The 927-nt window shown below is 48.0% G+C and carries 2 protein-coding genes; both read right to left on the bottom strand.

All coding sequences use genetic code 11. From position 1 onward, the window contains the following. The coding region (locus tag Q4557_RS19765; protein WP_303415043.1) for a transposase zinc-binding domain-containing protein at nt 1–294 on the bottom strand (294 nt) is incomplete at its 3' end. Next, on the bottom strand, nt 291–927 hold a 637-nt coding region (locus tag Q4557_RS19760; RefSeq protein WP_303415041.1), incomplete at its 5' end, for a tyrosine-type recombinase/integrase. The genes Q4557_RS19765 and Q4557_RS19760, both read right to left, overlap by 4 nt.

The raw sequence follows: 927 nt of genomic DNA, 5'->3' as shown, positions 1-927 counted from the left end.
AGGCAAGGTAAACGTCACCATGTAATACTCCACGGGCAGGAGTTTAGCTTGCTGTTTGTTGAGCCACTCTGTCGTGGTGTTGTGCTGGCATTGAGGGCAACTGCGATGACCACATGACAGCGGGAAATCAGCAGTATGAGTGCAGCTGCGGCATGCCCACTGGCTGGTTCGCTCAGTGTTGCTGCGACAACTGAGCATGGCGAAAATAGCTTGGCGCATGGATGATGTAATTTGACCATCATAAGCCTGATTAAAAGCGTCAAGGTGGTCACGTAAAAGCGCAATGAACCTCATAAATCACACTCCCACTTAAGCACCAAATTATCCGTCAGTTGGTTAACAGATAGGGCAGTATTTTTGCGAGTGATAGTGGTGAGGCGGGTATATCGGGCGGTGGTATTAAGGCTGTTGTGACCGAGCAAAGTTTGCACTGAGCGCAAATCTAGCCCTTGCTCTAACAGATGAGTGGCGTAGCTGTGACGCAGGTTATGTGGGCTGATGGACTTATGAATATTGCACTCACGGATAACCCGTTTTAAGGCTTTTTGAATGCCGCCTTTATCTATCAATGAATCAGGTTTGCCATCTTTTCCTGGAAAAATCAGCCGTGGGTGGCGATGCGTTTGCCAGTAATATCGCAGCGCTAACAGGGTACGTTGTGGCAAGGGAACCAGTCTGTCTTTACCACCTTTAGCATTGCGAATGTGCACCTGCATCATCTGTGAATCGATATCGCCAACCTGTAGTGAAATGGCTTCACCGAGGCGCAACCCCATACTGTATAAGGCGAGAAAACACACTTGATATCGCAGCTTATGGGTAAGGCTAATGACGATAGAAACTTCAGCAGGGGGTAAGAATATCAGGCAGTCTTTGGACTTGTGGTGGCTTAACAATATTAAGCCACTCCCAGTGTTGATTAAGCAC

Source organism: Shewanella sp. 5_MG-2023 (assembly GCF_030547465.1).
In the GTDB taxonomy this organism is placed as follows: Bacteria; Pseudomonadota; Gammaproteobacteria; order Enterobacterales; family Shewanellaceae; genus Shewanella.
The sequence above is the reverse complement of the archived record's forward strand: the minus strand, read 5'-3'. Positions and strand labels throughout refer to the sequence as shown.